Annotated in this window: 13 protein-coding genes and 1 pseudogene; 7 read left to right on the forward strand and 7 right to left on the reverse strand. The window is 72.5% G+C overall.

Going from position 1 to position 12,987, the window contains the following annotated elements; all coding sequences use genetic code 11:
* Nucleotides 1–92: 92 nt before the first annotated feature.
* The 3 genes from GWK15_RS24285 to purB form a co-directional block, all read right to left on the reverse strand.
* Entirely contained in the window at nucleotides 93–839 is a 747-nt protein-coding gene (locus GWK15_RS24285) for an NRDE family protein (protein WP_168044001.1), read from the reverse strand.
* 42 nt (nucleotides 840–881) lie between these two features.
* Complete coding sequence (locus tag GWK15_RS24290; RefSeq protein ID WP_168043987.1) at nucleotides 882–1,208, reverse strand: hypothetical protein; 327 nt, start codon at nucleotides 1,206–1,208, stop codon at nucleotides 882–884.
* Between the two features lie 86 nt (nucleotides 1,209–1,294).
* Nucleotides 1,295–2,632: an adenylosuccinate lyase gene (gene purB / locus GWK15_RS24295; protein ID WP_168044002.1), complete on the reverse strand. Its 1,338-nt coding sequence runs from the start codon at nucleotides 2,630–2,632 to the stop codon at nucleotides 1,295–1,297.
* 154 nt (nucleotides 2,633–2,786) lie between these two features.
* Between purB and GWK15_RS24300 the strand changes: the two are divergent.
* Nucleotides 2,787–3,425 (forward strand): annotated as a pseudogene (locus GWK15_RS24300) (TerC family protein); the annotation flags it as partial.
* 265 nt (nucleotides 3,426–3,690) lie between these two features.
* Entirely contained in the window at nucleotides 3,691–4,326 is a 636-nt protein-coding gene (locus GWK15_RS24305) for a hypothetical protein (RefSeq protein WP_168044004.1), read from the forward strand.
* Nucleotides 4,327–4,338: 12 nt separating this feature from the next.
* Here GWK15_RS24305 and GWK15_RS24310 read toward each other — a convergent pair whose 3' ends face one another.
* From GWK15_RS24310 to GWK15_RS24325, 4 genes are all read right to left on the reverse strand, one after another.
* The gene (locus GWK15_RS24310; RefSeq protein ID WP_168044005.1) at nucleotides 4,339–5,286 is read right to left on the reverse strand and encodes a S1C family serine protease; all 948 of its coding nucleotides are present in this window, start codon (nucleotides 5,284–5,286) and stop codon (nucleotides 4,339–4,341) included.
* Between the two features lie 75 nt (nucleotides 5,287–5,361).
* Nucleotides 5,362–6,120 (reverse strand): RadC family protein, encoded by a 759-nt coding sequence (radC, locus tag GWK15_RS24315; RefSeq protein WP_168044006.1) that lies wholly within the window; start codon nucleotides 6,118–6,120, stop codon nucleotides 5,362–5,364.
* 75 nt (nucleotides 6,121–6,195) lie between these two features.
* A complete protein-coding gene (gene map, locus GWK15_RS24320; protein WP_168044007.1) occupies nucleotides 6,196–7,002 on the reverse strand; it encodes a type I methionyl aminopeptidase in 807 nt (268 codons plus the stop codon).
* 81 nt (nucleotides 7,003–7,083) lie between these two features.
* Entirely contained in the window at nucleotides 7,084–7,971 is an 888-nt protein-coding gene (locus tag GWK15_RS24325) for a methyltransferase domain-containing protein (protein ID WP_168044008.1), read from the reverse strand.
* 77 nt (nucleotides 7,972–8,048) lie between these two features.
* On the opposite strand from GWK15_RS24325, the gene GWK15_RS24330 reads away from it, so the two are divergent.
* The 5 genes from GWK15_RS24330 (at nucleotide 8,049) to GWK15_RS26650 (ending at nucleotide 12,981) form a co-directional block, all read left to right on the forward strand.
* Nucleotides 8,049–9,638, forward strand: coding sequence for a rhodanese-like domain-containing protein (locus tag GWK15_RS24330; protein WP_168044009.1), 1,590 nt, complete (start codon nucleotides 8,049–8,051; stop codon nucleotides 9,636–9,638).
* Between the two features lie 8 nt (nucleotides 9,639–9,646).
* Nucleotides 9,647–10,429 carry a ComF family protein gene (locus GWK15_RS24335; protein WP_338147328.1) on the forward strand — a complete coding sequence of 261 codons (783 nt, stop codon included), beginning with the start codon at nucleotides 9,647–9,649 and terminating at the stop codon, nucleotides 10,427–10,429.
* 51 nt (nucleotides 10,430–10,480) lie between these two features.
* Complete coding sequence (gene grxC, locus GWK15_RS24340; RefSeq protein ID WP_168044010.1) at nucleotides 10,481–10,738, forward strand: glutaredoxin 3; 258 nt, start codon at nucleotides 10,481–10,483, stop codon at nucleotides 10,736–10,738.
* Between the two features lie 86 nt (nucleotides 10,739–10,824).
* Nucleotides 10,825–11,334 carry a DUF1178 family protein gene (locus GWK15_RS24345; RefSeq protein WP_168044011.1) on the forward strand — a complete coding sequence of 170 codons (510 nt, stop codon included), beginning with the start codon at nucleotides 10,825–10,827 and terminating at the stop codon, nucleotides 11,332–11,334.
* A 162-nt stretch (nucleotides 11,335–11,496) separates the two neighbouring features.
* Nucleotides 11,497–12,981 (forward strand): autotransporter domain-containing protein, encoded by a 1,485-nt coding sequence (locus tag GWK15_RS26650; protein ID WP_168044012.1) that lies wholly within the window; start codon nucleotides 11,497–11,499, stop codon nucleotides 12,979–12,981.
* Nucleotides 12,982–12,987 lie beyond the last annotated feature (6 nt).

Raw genomic sequence — 12,987 nt, forward strand, 5'->3', positions numbered from 1 at the left:
CCGCCGGGCCGGGGTGCCTGGCGGTGTGTTCCGGGGCGTATAGCAAGCGCGGGGCGGGAGGGCCATTGCCCCCCGGCCAGGGCCGGTGCGCGTCAGGCGGCGGGGAGGGGGACGGGCGTGAAGGGGGCCTCGCTGGGGCGGCCGGCGCAGAAGAGCCAGTGGCGGCGGCCGTCGGGGGCGAGGGCCATGAGGCTCGAGCAGACGGTGCCGAAACCGTTGACGGGCGGGACGTTGAGGGTTTCGGCGATGCCGAGGGCGGGGTCGTAGGCATCGTCGGCGAGGAGGGTGGACCAGGGGGTCCAGTCGGGCGCGTCCGGGTCGGGCACGGAGGCGGCGGCGAAGCGGGGCAGGTGGCGGCGCGTTCGCGGGCTCGTGAGGTCGTTCGGGTCGTGGGCCGTGACCATGGAGAGGCCGGCGGGGAGGGGGACGATCTCGGGGCGGCCCTCGCCGAGGCCACGGATGAAGAAGGCGTCCTGCGAATCGGCGATGACCAGGTTGAAGGGGCGCCATTCGACGGCGGGCAGGGGGGCGAGGGCCTCGGCCGCGGCGGCGGCGGATGCCGCGCTGGCGGCAGCGAGGGGCAGGTCGCCGCGGGAGCGCTTGCCGGCGGCGGGGCCGAGGCTGCCGGGGCGGTTGAGGACGGCGGCGACGACGCCCGTGGGGCCGAGGGCCATCCAGGTGCCGCCGGCGGTGCGGTCGCGGCCACCCGTCACGCCGGGGCTGTCAGGCCACCAAGGGGCGGGCGAATCCCAGGCGCGGTCGAGCCGTTCGTCGCGGTTGGCGGCAAGGAGCAGTGGCCAGGGATGGCCGGGCCGCCGCAGCAGGATGACGGTGCACATGCCGGCAGGCTGCGATCGCCCGCGCCCGCCGGCAATGGGGGTTCAGAACCGGAAGTTCAGCGAGACGCCGGGCGGGCCGTAATAGACCGGCGGCGGCGCGTAGTAATAGTAGCGGGGCGCCGGCGCGTAGTAGACCGGCGGCGGCGCGTAGTACACGCGTGGGGCCGGCGCGTAGTAGACCGGCGGCGGTGCCACGTAGACCGGGCGCGGGGGCGGGCCCCAGCCGCGGCCGGGCGGGCCGCCCCAGCCATGGCCCGGCGGGCCGCCACCGCCACGCCAGGGCGGATCGGCCAGGGCCTGGCCCTGGGTGGCGAAAAGGCCGGCCATCGCAGCGATGGCGACCGTACCGATGAACTTCAGGGGGCGCATGTGAGTCCCTCCTCCTTAGGCTCGACGTTGTAGTAACGCCTTGCGGCGGAAAGACGGCGCGATTCTCACAACTTCTTTACCAATGCTCAGGCGTCGCCGAAGACGCGGCGGAAGATCGTGTCGACCTGCGCGAAGTCCCGACGCGGATCCATCGCGGTGTCGAGCGCGGTGGGCGTCAGCAGGGCCGAGACGGTCGCGTCGGCGAGGAGGTTGTCGCGGAAGGAGCGGCCGTCCGGCGTGCCGAGCGCGGTCCAGGTCGCCATCGCGGCGCGCTGCACGGCCGCGTAGGAATCCTCGCGGCTCATGCCCGCCTGCGTGAGCGCCAGCAGCACCTTCTGGCTGTGCACCACGCCGCCGAGCGATTCGAGGTTCGCCGTCATGCGGGCGGGATAGATGGTGAGCTTCTCTATCATCCCGGTCAGGCGGACCAGGGCGAAGTCCAGCGCGATGGTCGCGTCCGGGGCGATGACGCGCTCGACCGAGGAATGGCTGATGTCGCGCTCGTGCCAGAGGGCGACGTTCTCGAGCGCCGGGACGGCGTAGCCGCGCACCAGGCGGGCGAGGCCGGTCAGGTTCTCGCTCAGCACCGGGTTCCGCTTGTGTGGCATCGCGGAGGAGCCCTTCTGGCCGGGGTGGAAGTATTCCTCGGCTTCCCGGACCTCGCTGCGCTGGAGGTGGCGGACCTCGGTCGCCAGGCGCTCGATGCCCGAGGCGACGACGGCCAGCGCGCAGAAGAAAGCGGCGTGCCGGTCGCGCGGGATGACCTGGGTGCTCACCGGTTCGACCGCGAGGCCGAGCTTCTCGGCCACGAAGGCCTCCACCCGCGGGTCGACGGAGGCGAAGGTGCCGACCGGGCCGGAGATGGCGCAGGTCGCGATCTCGCGCCGCGCGGCGACCAGGCGCTCGCGGCCGCGCATGAACTCGGCGTAATGGCCCGCGAGCTTGAGGCCGAAGGTGGTCGGTTCGGCGTGGATGCCGTGGCTGCGCCCGATCGTCGGCGTCGTCTTGTGCTCGATCGCCCGGGCCTTCAGCGCGGCGAGCAGCGCGTCCATGTCGGCGATCAGCAGATCGGCCGCGCGGGCCATCTGCACCGCGAGGCAGGTGTCGAGCACGTCGGACGAGGTCATGCCCTGGTGCATGAAGCGCGCCTCGGGCCCGATGCCCTCGGCCATGAAGGTCAGGAAGGCGATGACGTCATGGCGGGTGACGCGCTCGATCTCGTCGATGCGGGCGACTTCGGCGTCGCCGATCGCCGCCGCGCGGGGGGCGCCCTTGTCGCGGATCGCGCGCGCGGCCTCGGCGGGGATGGTGCCGAGCGTCGCCATCGCCTCGGCGGCCAGGGCCTCGATCTCGAACCAGATCTTGTAGCGCGTGGCGGGCGACCAGATCGCCTCCATCTGCGGGCGGGAATAGCGCGGGACCATGCGGGCGGCTCCGGGGAGGGACTGACGGGCGGGGTTTGGCGCCTGCGGCGCCGCGGCGCAAGCCAGGAGCCGCATTCAGGGTTGCGGGCATCCGGACGCCCCGGTATTGCGCAGCGGATTAACTTAATGCAACGCGTTGCGGGGCTGGGACCACATGTTGGAAATGCTGCCCGAGTGGCTTCAGCCGCTCGCCATGGTGCTGTTCATCGACGTCGTCCTCGCCGGCGACAATGCGATCGTCGTCGGCATGGCCGCGGCCGGCCTGCCGACCGATCAGCGCAAGAAGGCGATCTTCTGGGGCATCATTGCCGCCACCGTGATGCGAATCGCCTTCGCGTCCATCACGGTCCAGCTGCTGCAGATCGTCGGCATCGTGCTCGCGGGCGGCGTGCTGCTGCTGTGGGTCTGCTGGAAGATGTACCGCGAGTTGCGCGACGGCGGGCATGACGACGCGGACACCACCGAGCAGCACGAAGGCGCGGCCGCGCTCGAAGGGCAGGCGACGCCCGGGGCGCCGCGCAAGACCTTGCGCCAGGCGATCACGCAGATCCTGGTCGCCGACGTCTCCATGAGCCTCGACAACGTGCTGGCGGTCGCCGGCGCGGCGAAGGACCATCCCTACATCCTGATCGTCGGGCTCGCCTTCTCGGTCGTGCTGATGGGCGTGGCGGCGACGCTGATCGCGAACCTGCTCAACAAGCATCGCTGGATCGCCTGGGTCGGCCTGCTGGTGATCCTCTACGTCGCCGGCAACATGATCTACGAGGGCACGCACCAGGTCACGAGCGAGGTGCCGGAGGCCTATGCCTACCTGTTCCTGCCGCTCGGCTTCCTCGCCCCGACCATCATGGGGGTCTTCCCGGTGTGGCTCTGGGTCGGTGCGACGGTGATGCAGATGATCATCTACACCTCCGTCATCACGGTCGTCGCCGGGGTGATCCGCGGCGCCATGCGGCCGCGTCCGGAAGGCTGAGGTCGGACGGGCCGGGGCGCAGGCCATGATCGCGTCCCCGGCCTGCCACGTTTCTTCCGCGCCCGGCTGCGCTATGTCTGCACCCATGAGGCAGCGAGCGAACGGGGCGGAAGGCCCCGCCCAGGCCGAGGCGGCGCGGATGCGTCCCTTCGGCCGCCCCGATGCGGGGCGCCTGGCGAGGGCGACGGCGATCGCCGCCGGATGCCTGCTGGCCGCCTGCGCGGGCATGACGGATTCGCAGCGACCCTCGCTCGAGGAGGTCGAGGCGCGGATGCCGCGGGAGATCGCGGGCTTCGTCCAGGGCGACATCGCCCAGCGGCCCGGTCCGCTGCTGTCGATGGATTATGCGACGGCGAACCGCGCCGCGGTCGCGACCGTGCTCGTCTATGAAAGCGGCGGTCGCGCCGCGCCGGACAACCCGGCCGCCCCCGAGATCGACCGCGAATTGTCCGCCGCGGTGATGGAAGTGACCGAGGCCCCGGCGGGGCGGACTGGGCGGCGCCTGACCGAGCGCGAGCGCGTGACGCTCGGCGATGCCGGGCTGCGCTGCGCGCGGATGGAAGGGTCCTTCGGCCGCGCGCCGGTTGCGCGCACGCTTTGCGTCGGCGGCGCGCAGGGGCGCTTCGTGAAGATCCAGGTGACCATGGCCGCGCGCACGCCAGCCCCGGCCGATGCGACGGCCTTCGCCGCCGGCGCGATGCGCGCGGTGCGGGGCCGGTAGGGCGCTTCCGCCCTACCGCATGCAGCGCAGGAAGACCGTCGAGGCGTGGGCGAGCTCGCCCACCTCGGCGGCGGTGCGCACGGCGCCGGCGTCGTCGAGGACCGGCTGGACGCCGTGTTCGCGCATGAAGTCGACCGCCTCGGTGTGCTTTACCGCGAAATTGACGTTCTGCGGGATGTCGCCGGTCGCCTGCGCGATGCGCTGCGCGTTCAACTTGGAGACGATGACGCCGACGACGTGGCCGCGCAGGTCGAGCAGCGGCCCCCCCGAATTGCCCTGCTGCACCGGCGCGCTGATCTGGATCTGGCGCGGGTTGTCGCCGAGCCCGGCGAGGGCGGAGACGTCGCCCGTGGTCAGAGTCGGGCCGGAGGAGAGCAGGCCGGCGAGGGGGAAGCCGTAGGTCACGACGTTCTCGCCGCGGCGGACATCGGTGGCGCGCCGGAAGATCAGGACGGGGCCCGGATCGGCCTCGGCGCGCAGCAGCGCGAGGTCGCGCTGGGCGTCGACGGCAACGATGGTGACGTCGATCTCCTGCCCCGAGTTCAGCCGCGCGCGCATCGCCGCGCAGCCTTCCGCGACATGATGGTTCGTCATGATCTGGCGCGGGGCGACGATGAAGCCGGTGCCGGAGGAGACCTGACGCGGCTGACCGGGCGTCGTTCCCGGCGGCCCGGGCCGCCCGGCGCCGAGGGGCGGCGGCTTGTCGCGCGGCAGCGCGGCGACGGGACCGGGCGGGCGGTCGTTGCCCTGGGCGAAGGGACGCGGGGCGGCGCCGAGCGGCGGGGGCTTGTCGCGCGGCAGGTTGACCTGCGGGCCGGGGCGGAAGCCAGGCGCCGCCTGGGGCGGCGGGGGCGAGGGCAGATTGCCGAGCGAGCCCCCGGACGAGCCCGGCTTCTGGGCCGAGGCGGAGCCTGCCGCGAGGGCCGCCGCAAGCATGACGACGGAGGGGGCGATGCGCATGGGCCAAGGGTGCCGAGTTGGCGGCATGGCGGTCAATCGCGTCCGCTCACATCGCGCGACGCGGCGCGAAGCGCTTCAGAGCAGGCCCTCGCGGCGGAAGGAGAGGTGGCGGCCATTCCCCACGATCAGGTGGTCGTGCAGGACGATGCCGAGGCTGCCGGCGGCGACCTTGATCTCCTGCGTCATCTCGAGGTCGGCGCGGGACGGGGTGGGGTCGCCCGAGGGGTGGTTGTGGACCAGGATCAGGGCCGTCGCCTGCAGTTCCAGGGCGCGCTTCACGACCTCCCGCGGATAGACGGGCGTGTGATTGACCGTGCCGCGGGCCTGGGCCTCGTCGGCGATCAGGCGGTTGCGGGTGTCGAGGAAGAGGATGCGGAACTGCTCGACCCTTTCGCGGGCGATGGCGGCGGTGAGGTAGGCGAGCAGGCGGTCCCAGTTGTTCAGGACGGGGCGGTCGATGACCTCGGCGCGGGCGAGGCGCAGGGCCGCGGCCTGGACGGTCTTGAGCGCGGCCATGCCGGCCTCGCCGAGGCCCTCGATGGTACCGAGTTCCTGCGGCGGGGCGGCCAGGGTGCCGGCGAAGGAGCCGAAGCGGGCGAGCAGGGCGCGGGCGATCGGCTTGGTGTCCCGCCGCGGCAGGGCGAGGAACAGCACCATCTCGAGCAATTCGTGGTCGAGCAGCGCATCGGGGCCGGCCGTCAGCAGCTTGGCGCGCATGCGGGCGCGATGGCCGAGATGGCCGGGCGGTGCGGCCTCGGCCGTGCTGGCGGCGCCGCTGTCGATGATGGCGAGCAGGCCGGGCGATGCCTCGGCCAGCCCCGGCTTCCTGCCCATGCTGCCCCGCGCCGGCGAAAGGCGCCGGACGGGGGCAGGTTAGGCAATTCTACCGATAGTTGAGAAGGGGTTTCGTCAGCCCTGGTGGTAGGGGCGGTGCAGGCCGGCGGGGGAGAGGGTGAAGATCTCCACGCCGGTCTCGGTGACCCCGACCATGTGCTCGAACTGGGCGGAGAGGGACCGGTCCCGCGTCACGGCGGTCCAGCCGTCGTCGAGGATCTTCACCTCCGGCCGGCCGGCATTCACCATCGGCTCGACGGTGAAGAACATCCCGGCCTTGAGGCGGGGGCCCTCGCCGGGGCGGCCGTAGTGCAGGACGTTCGGCGGGGCATGGAAGTGGCGCCCGATGCCGTGGCCGCAGAAGTCGCGCACCACGCTGAAGCGGTGCCGTTCCACGAAGGTCTGGATGGCGTGGCCGATATCCCCGAGCGTCGCACCCGGCTTGATGACGGCGATGCCGCGCATCATCGCCTCATAGGTCACGTCCATCAGCAGCCGCGCCTTGGTCGAGGGCGTGCCGGCGACGAACATGCGGCTGGTGTCGCCGTACCAGCCATCGAGGATGACGGTAACGTCGATGTTGACGATGTCGCCGTCGGCCAGCACGCGGTCGCCCGGGATGCCGTGGCAGACGACGTGGTTGACCGAGGTGCAGGAGGACTTGGTGTAGCCACGATAGCCGAGCGTCGCCGGCACGGCGCCGTGGGCGACCATGAAGTCATGGCAGATGCGGTCGATCTCGCCCGTGGTGATGCCGGGACGGACGTGCTCGGCGATCATGTCGAGCGTCTCGGCGGCCAGGCGTCCGGCCTTGCGCATGCCCTCGAAGTCCTCGGGGCGATGGATGATGATGCGGCGGGCTTCGCCGCCCTGCTGCTCCATGGGGGGTCTGGTCCGAAAAACGGCGTTCGTGGAGGGGCGGAAGATGCGCTTCGCACCCCGCCGTTGCAAGCGGTGCGGGTATCAGTGGCCCGTCTTCTCGCCCGCGCTGCGCTCGACGGTGCCGAGGGCCTCGGCGAGGCGCGTCGTTGCACTGCCGGGGCGCGCGGGCTTCGACTGCGTGGCGGACGGCGCCCAGCCGGTCAGGACGAGAAGACGGAAGGTTGCGGGGATGCCGGTCTCCGGGGTCGCCAGGCGGGCGGCCGCGAGGGGGAAAAGGTCGCGCGGCGGTGTGCGCGTGTCGCGGGCGAGGACGGCGTTGGTCTCGCCGGCGGCCCGGAGGTCCGCGACCAGGCCGAGCGGGGTGCGGTAGCGGAGGTTGATGTCCTCGGCATCCGCGACCGGCAGGGCGAAGCCGGCGCGCTGCAGCAGGGCCGCGCCGTCGCGCAGTTCCGGGAAGGGAGAGACGCGGGGGGCGAGGCCGCCGCGGATCTCGCTCTCGGCCTCGGCGAGCGCGCTGCGGAGTTCCTGCAGCGTCGGCAGGCCGGGCAGGGCGGCGAGGAACAGGCCATCCGGGGCGAGGGCGCGGCGGATCTGCACCAGGGCACCGGGCAGGTCGTTGACCCAGTGGAGCGAGAAGGCGGCGACGACGAGGTCGAAGGCGCCCTCGGCGAAGGGGAGCCATTCCTCGTCGGCGGCGACGGGCAGGCCGCCGGCGCGCGCGGCCATGCGCGGGCCGAGATCGGCGGAGACGACGAAGGGGATGCCGCGGGCGGCGAGGCGCGGGGCGACGATGCCGCGGCCGCCCAGGTCGAGGGCGCGGGTGAAGCGATGCGTCGTGTCGTCCAGGCGGTCGAGCAGCCGGTCGGCGACGTCCTCGAGGATCGGGGCGACACGGTCGACCGTGGCCGCGGCGCGGTCGCGGCGGAGGCGGACGAGTCGGCGGTCGAAGACCTGGACGGGATCGGTCATGCTGGGCGCGACATGCGCCCGGTTCCGCCGCGTATCAAGCGGGAGTAGAGGTGGCGTGGGACAAGGGGATGGAAAGCATGGCCAGCCAGATCGACGCCGCGACGCTCAAGCGCCTCATTCAGGAAGGGCAGGAACTCGCGGTGCTGGATGCGCGCGAGGAAGGCGAGTTCGGCAGGTCGCACCTGTTCTGGGCGGTGCCCTGCCCGTTGTCGAAGATGGAGATGCGCGCGCGGACGCTGCTGCCGCGGCGCGACGTGCCGGTCGTCTGCGTCGATGGCGGGGAGGGGTATGCAGCGCGGCTCGCCGCCTACCTCGAGGGGATCGGTTGCACGAAGGTCTCGGTGCTGACCGGGGGGACGCCGGGCTGGGTGGCGGCCGGATATGTCGCCTTCTCGGGCGTGAACGTGCCGTCCAAGGCCTTCGGCGAATGGGTCGAGCATCACTACGAGACGCCCTCGGTCGATCCGGGCGAGCTCAAGGCGATGATGGATGCGGGGACCGACATGGTCGTCCTCGACAGCCGGCCGATCGACGAGTTCCGCCGCATGACGATCCCGACGGCGGTGAACGTCCCGGGCGGCGAGCTGGTCTATCGCATCGGGGAATTCGTGACGCGGCCGGAGACGACGGTCGTGGTGAACTGCGCGGGGCGGACGCGCTCGATCCTCGGCGCGCAGTCGCTGCGCAGCGCGGGCATCCCGAACAAGGTCGTGGCACTGCGCAACGGCACCATGGGCTGGGAGCTCGCGGGCTTCGCCTGCGACCGCGGGCGGGACGTGCGCTATCCGGAGGGCACGCCGGCGGGGCTCGACGACGCCTTCGCGCGGGCCGACCGCTTCGCCCGCCGCAACGGCGTGCAGGTCACGACCCGCGCCGAGCTCGAGAAGATGCGCGGCGATGCGAAGCGGACGACCTATGTCCTCGATGTGCGGGATCCTGCCGAATATGCGGCTGGGCACCTGTACGGCAGCCGATCGGCGCCGGGCGGGCAGCTGGTGCAGGCGACGGACCAGTGGGTGGCGGTGCGCGGGGCGCGGATCGTGCTGGTGGACGATACCGGCGTGCGTGCGCGCATGACCGGCGGCTGGCTGCGGCAACTGGGCGGCTGGGACGTCTACGTGCTCGCGGACGGGCTGGAAGGGCGGCTCGAGGAAGGGTTCTGGAAGCCCGATTGCCCGGAAGCCGATGCGGTGAAGGTGCCGCATGTGACGGTGCCGGAACTTGCCGTTCTGGCGGGGGAAGGCGCGGCGCAGGTTGTCGACCTGGCGCGGTCGATCGACTTCCGCGATGGGCATATCCCCGGCGCGATGTGGGGGATCCGGACGCGGCTCGACCGGCTCGCCGGGCAGATCACGGGCGACCGGCAGGTCGTGGTGGCGGCGCCGGAGGAGGCGCAGGCGCGGCTTGCGGCGAAGGAACTGCTCGGCTTCGCCAGGGCGCCGGTGAAGGTGCTGTCCGGCGGGACGGCGGCGTGGAAGGCGGCGGGCTTCCCGCTCGAGGCCGACCGCACGGTGCCGGCCGATGCCGATTGCGCCGATTTCTACCTCCGCCCCTATGACCGCAATTCGGGGATCGAGGAGGCGATGCGCGAGTACCTCTCCTGGGAGATCGACCTGGTGCATGAGGTCGAGAAGGACGGGGACGCGCCCTTCGGCCTCTGGGTCTGACGGGCGGGGTGCAGGCGGAGCCCCTTCGCCGGCTATCGGCCGGGTTGCGGCGGGCGGGGGGCGGCCTGCTCGACCTGCTGCTGCCGCCGCGCTGCCTTGGCTGCGAGGCGGAGGTGGCGGTCCAGGGGACGCTCTGCCCGGCCTGTTTCGGGGGGCTATCGGTCATCACGGCGCCCTTCTGCGCGCGATGCGGGGTGCCCTTCGCCCATGCCGCGCAGGCCGGGACCGAGGAAGGGACCTGCCCGCGCTGCCGGAACCGGCCGCCGGCCTTCCGCGAGGCCCGCGCGGCGCTGCGCTACGACGAGGGCGCGAAACGGCTGATCCTGCCCTTCAAGCATGGCGACCGGACGCATCTCGCGCTGCCGCTGGCGCGGCAGATGGCCCGGGCCGGGGCGGGGCTTCTCGCGCGGGCCGACCTCGTCGCCCCGGTTCCGGTGCATTGGCGGCGGCTGATCGGGCGGCGCTACGACCAGGCGGCGCTGCTGGCCCAGGCCATCGGGCGGATCGCGGGACGGCCGGTCGTGCCCGACCTGCTGCGGCGGACGCGGCGGACGCCGCCGCTCGGGCAGAAGGGGGCGGCCGAGCGGGCGGCGACGGTCGAGGGGGCCTTCGCCCTGCCGCGCCGCGGGCACGCCCTGGTCGCGGGGCGGCAGGTACTGCTGGTGGACGACGTGATGACCTCAGGCGCGACGGCCGATGCCTGCGCGCGCGTGCTGGTGGCGGCGGGGGCGGCGGGGGTCGACGTGCTCGCCGCGGCACGCGTGCCCGACCCGCGCCTGGGGGATGGGTGAAGCCGAGCGCTGCGGCTTGACCATGGCTGCGGGCGTGCCAAGTCTCGGCGCATGGCCAAGATCGAGATCTACGTCCAGGACTTCTGCCCCTATTGCGCGCGCGCCAAGGCGCTGCTCGACCGCAAGGGCGTCGCCTATGAGGAAATCTACGCCCCCAACGGGTCCGAGGCCCGCCGACAGGCGATCGAACGCTCGGGCGGGCGGACGACGGTGCCGCAGGTCTTCGTGAATGGGCAGGCGCTCGGCGGGTCGGACGACCTGGCCGCCCTCGACCGCGCCGGCAAGCTGGACACCCTGCTGGCGGCCTGAACCGCCCTCTGGCAGTCTCGACCGGTGAGTGCCAGATCAAGGGGGAGGCTGCGCCACGGAGACGGCGGGCCAAGGATGACCGAGCGATGATCCACTACCAGTTGCGCTGCACCAGCACGCCCGAGGAGCACGCCTTCGACGGCTGGTACAAGGACAGTGCCGCCTTCGACACCCTGGCCAAGGCCGGGTTGGTGGAATGCCCCGTCTGCGGCGGGACCGAGGTCGCGCGCGCGCTGATGGCGCCGGCCATTCCGAAGAAGGGCCGGCCGGCCCGCAATGCCGTGGTGCCCGTTCCGGCGCCGCCCGCCGAGGCGCCCCCGGCCCCCGCGGAGCCCTCGGCCCAGGTGGCGGGCCAGGCGGCGGCCGGGCCCATGCCCGCGCAGATGCGTGCGATGCTGCAGCGCCTCCGGCAGGAGGTGGAGCGGAACTGCGACTATGTCGGCGCTGATTTCGCCGAGGAGGCGCGCCGGATGCACAACGGCGAATCCGAGCGCCGCGGAATCTTCGGCGAGGCGACGGATGCCGAGACCGAGGCCCTGCGCGAGGAAGGCATCGAGGTCGCGCGCATTCCCTGGGTACCGCCGTCCGACGCGTGATCCCGCTCACGCCGGCATGCTTGCGCCGGCGCCTCCCGAAAGCCGAGAATCGCCCGGCCCACGGGAGGGAGGCGTCAGGTGCTGCGATTCGGCGATTCGCTCCGGATTGGAACGCTGGCTGCGGCGGTGCTTGCCTCGGCTGCCCCAGGCGCCAGGGCCCAGGTGGCGCCTCTCGATCTCACCTCCTCCTCGGTCACGCAGACCTTCCAGCCGAACGGGACCGCGACGCGCATCGACGGGGTGATCGGCGGCCAGCCGGGCACGGTCTTCACCACGACCTTCGGTGACACGATCGGCAGCGCCGCCGGCCAGTCGGCCGTCGCGCAGACCGGCGTCGCCATCACCAACGCGGCCGCGCCGGTGCGGGTGCAGCTGTCGAACCCCCTGCTGGTCGGGCAGACCACGACGCAGCAGGTGATCAACGGGACGCCGTTCCAGGTGACGGTCACCGGGACCAACCCCAGCACCTTCCAGCCCCTGGCCATCCCGATCGGGGATCGCGGCGTCTGCGGCAGCGCGGGCGTGTCCGGGGTGCTGGGCAGCGGCGGAGCGCTGCCGGCGGGCTGCCAGAACAACGCGAATGTGGCGAATGTGGCGGTCGGCGGTGCCTTCACCCTGGTGAACACCAACACGCCGCAGACGATCCTGACCGCGACGACCGACATCTACCAAGTGACCGGGACGCCCGTGGTGCGGATCGGCACGGCGCACCCGCTGGGGCGGATCGGCGCCCTGCAGGACCTCGACCGGCTGACCGACCGGATCTTGGGGGAGGCGAGCGATCCCGGCTTCTTCGACATCGGCGACCGGCCCTGGACCGTCTTCGCCGAGGCCTATGGCGGCTACGGCTTCCTCAACGCCAATCCGGGGCAGTACGTGCCCGGGGCGCGGAGCGATTTCGGCGGCGTGACGGGCGGCGTCGCGGGCGCGCCGCTGCCGGGGCTGATGCTGGGCTGGATCGCCGATGTCAGCCGCGTCGACATGTCGACCAACGACAGTTTCGCGCCGGAATCGAGCCGGCTCGACCTGATGAAGACCGGGCCCTTCGGATCCTACCGTCTCGGCGACTTCACGGTCGCGCTGCTGGGCGTGGTCGGCCGCGGCGACAACAGCACGCGCAACGGGTCGCAGGAGGTGGGCGGGGTGGCCTCTGCCTCCTACGGGCTGACCACGGCGACGGGCGGGGGGCAGTTCTCCTTCGACCTCAAGCGGCTGATCGGCACCTCCATCACGCCGCAGTTCGGCTACCAGTATGCGCGGGTGGAGAACGAGGGCTTCACCGAGACGGGCAATCCGCTGGCGCTGCAGGGTTTCTCGGGGTCCGCCCAGCGGCAGCGCATGTGGCTCGGCGCCGTGTGGCGCGACGAGTACGAGGTGTGGAACTTCCGCGTCGAGCCGCGCGTCTATGTCCGGGCGATGAACATCTGGGGCGATACCGATGCCTCGATGAACGCGATCTTCGCGACCGTGCCGGGGGCGGGCCAGGTGAACCTCGCCGGGCCGCAGACCGAAGGCTGGGCGGCGCAATGGGGCATCCGCGTGCGGGTGCCGCTGGTCGCGGGGGTGATCCAGGTCTCCTACGACGGGCAGGCGGGCGCCGGGTACAATTCCCAGGTCTTCGCGGCGCGGGCGCGGTTCTCCTTCTGAGGCGCG

This window comes from Neoroseomonas oryzicola, from assembly GCF_012163135.1.
GTDB lineage: Bacteria > Pseudomonadota > Alphaproteobacteria > Acetobacterales > Acetobacteraceae > Neoroseomonas > Neoroseomonas oryzicola.

Excerpts from the sequence above, each read along its gene's own strand:
- GWK15_RS24285 (WP_168044001.1), bottom strand. The coding sequence starts at position 839 with ATGTGCACCGTCATCCTGCTGCGGCGGCCCGGCCATCCCTGGCCACTG.
- GWK15_RS24290 (WP_168043987.1), bottom strand. The coding sequence starts at position 1,208 with ATGCGCCCCCTGAAGTTCATCGGTACGGTCGCCATCGCTGCGATGGCC.
- purB (WP_168044002.1), bottom strand. The coding sequence starts at position 2,632 with ATGGTCCCGCGCTATTCCCGCCCGCAGATGGAGGCGATCTGGTCGCCC.
- GWK15_RS24305 (WP_168044004.1), top strand. The coding sequence starts at position 3,691 with ATGAGGCAGCGAGCGAACGGGGCGGAAGGCCCCGCCCAGGCCGAGGCG.
- GWK15_RS24310 (WP_168044005.1), bottom strand. The coding sequence starts at position 5,286 with ATGCGCATCGCCCCCTCCGTCGTCATGCTTGCGGCGGCCCTCGCGGCA.
- radC (WP_168044006.1), bottom strand. The coding sequence starts at position 6,120 with ATGGGCAGGAAGCCGGGGCTGGCCGAGGCATCGCCCGGCCTGCTCGCC.
- map (WP_168044007.1), bottom strand. The coding sequence starts at position 7,002 with ATGGAGCAGCAGGGCGGCGAAGCCCGCCGCATCATCATCCATCGCCCC.
- GWK15_RS24325 (WP_168044008.1), bottom strand. The coding sequence starts at position 7,971 with ATGACCGATCCCGTCCAGGTCTTCGACCGCCGACTCGTCCGCCTCCGC.
- GWK15_RS24330 (WP_168044009.1), top strand. The coding sequence starts at position 8,049 with ATGGCCAGCCAGATCGACGCCGCGACGCTCAAGCGCCTCATTCAGGAA.
- grxC (WP_168044010.1), top strand. The coding sequence starts at position 10,481 with ATGGCCAAGATCGAGATCTACGTCCAGGACTTCTGCCCCTATTGCGCG.
- GWK15_RS24345 (WP_168044011.1), top strand. The coding sequence starts at position 10,825 with ATGATCCACTACCAGTTGCGCTGCACCAGCACGCCCGAGGAGCACGCC.